Below are 1,950 nucleotides of genomic sequence, written 5' to 3'. Positions count from 1 at the left end.
TCTTATCACACAAGAAAGAATGGATGACCTGGTGAGCATATCTGCTCGTTTTGGTGATCGCTATAATGGGAAAAAACACAGTCAATTTGCCACTTTAATTAAACAATACACATTAGCGTCACAACGATCTTTAAATCACAGTGAACAACGTCAACTGATACCATTGTTACACAATTTTAAAGCGACACCCCTGTGGGGCTGGCGAAGCCTGACGACAACGTTTCATTCATTTACTTCGGCGGGTGTTTTTACCCCTCATACATACATGGATGCGTGTGTTAAGGAAACTCAAGCTGTTCTACTGTCAAATTTGCTTGATCTGGTAATACTTAAGTGCAACCAAAAACCTGAAACCAGGGATATTGATGCGCAAGGTACCGCCAACCTGCTGTGGGCCTTGGCGAAACTGGTGGGCAACGGGCTGGAGTTGGAAAAGACACCCAGGATCAAAGAGGCTGTTGCTGCGCTGTTGCCCCGGGTGAAAACCAAAGCCGAATCAAAAGAAGAAAAAGACCACTTTATTCCTCAGCATATCTCCAACCTGCTGTGGGCGTTGGCGAAATTGGTAGACAACGGGCTGGAGCTGGAGAAAACACCGAAGCTCAAAGAGGCCTTAGCTGCGCTGCTGCCCCATGTGAAAACCAAAGCCGAATCAAAAGCAGAGAAAGACCACTTCAACATTCAAGCTACCACCAACCTGCTGTGGACTCTGGCGAAACTGGTGGACAACGGGCTGGAGCTGGAGAAGACAGCGCAGCTCAAAGAGGCCGTGGCCGCGCTGTTACGCCATGTGAAAACCAAAGCCGAATCAAAAGAAGAGAAAGACCACTTCGACACTCAAGCGACCGCCAACCTTCTTTGGGCCATGGCGAAACTGTTGGACAATGGGCTGGAGTTGGAGAAGGCTCCGAAGCTCAAAGAGGCGGTAGCCGCGCTGTTACCCGATGTGAAAACCAAAGCCGAATCAAAAGAAGAGAAAGACCACTTTATTCCTCAGCATATCGCCAACCTGCTGTGGGCCTTCGCGAAACTGGTGGACAACGGACTGAAGCTGGAGAAGACAGCGAAGCTCAAAGAGGCCGTCGCCGCACTGTTGCCCCATGTGAAAACCAGAGCCGAATCAAAAGAAGCGAAAGACCACTTTATTCCTCAACATATCGCCAATCTGCTGTGGGCCTTGGCGAAACTGGTCGAAAACGGGCTGGAGATTGAGAAAACACCGCAGCTCAAAGTTGCCGTTGCTGCGCTGTTGCCCCGGGTGAAAACCAAAGCCGAATCAAAAGAAGAGAGAGACCACTTCAATCCACAGGAAGTCGCCAACCTGATGTGGGCCGTGGCGAAACTGGTGGACAACAGGCTGGATCTGGGGAAGACACCGAAGCTCAAAGAGACCGTAGCCGCACTTTTGTCCTATGTAAAAACCAGAGCCGAATCAAAACAACAGAAAGTGCACTTTATTCCTCAACATATAACCAGCCTGCTGTGGGCCGTGGCGAAACTGGTGGACAATGGGCTGGAGATGACAGCGAAGCTCAAAGAAGTTGTGGCCGCGCTGTTGCCACATGTAAAAACCAAAGCCGAATCAAAAGAAGAGAAAGACCACTTCAACACTCAAGGTATCACTAACCTGCTGTGGGCTGTGGCGAAACTGGTGGACAATGGGCTGGCGTTAGAGAAGGCACCAAAGCTAACCGAGGCGGTAGCCGCGCTGTTACCCCATGTGAAAACCAAAGCCGAATCAAAAGAAGAGAAAGACCACTTTATTCCTCAGCATATCGCCAATCTGCTGTGGGCCTTGGCAAAACTGGTGGACAACGGGCTGGAGCTGGAGCTGGAGAAGACAGCGATCCTCACAGAGGCCCTGGCCGCGCTTTTGTACCATGTGAAAACCAAAGCCAAATCAAAAGAAGAGAAAGACCACTTTATTCCTCAGCATATCGCCAACCTGTT

At 49.9% G+C, this 1,950-nt stretch carries 1 protein-coding gene; it reads left to right on the top strand.

Going from position 1 to position 1,950, the window contains the following annotated elements; all coding sequences use genetic code 11:
- Positions 1 to 31 precede the first annotated feature (31 nt).
- Positions 32 to 1,950, top strand: a 1,919-nt coding sequence (locus ACO6VE_RS24365) for a DUF1601 domain-containing protein (RefSeq protein ID WP_422464080.1), incomplete at its 3' end; no start/stop codon positions are given.

The sequence above is a fragment of the Endozoicomonas sp. ALB115 genome, from assembly GCF_049310245.1.
In the GTDB taxonomy this organism is placed as follows: Bacteria; Pseudomonadota; Gammaproteobacteria; order Pseudomonadales; family Endozoicomonadaceae; genus Endozoicomonas.
Note: the sequence above shows the minus strand (reverse complement) of the source record. Positions and strands in the feature narration are given on the sequence as shown.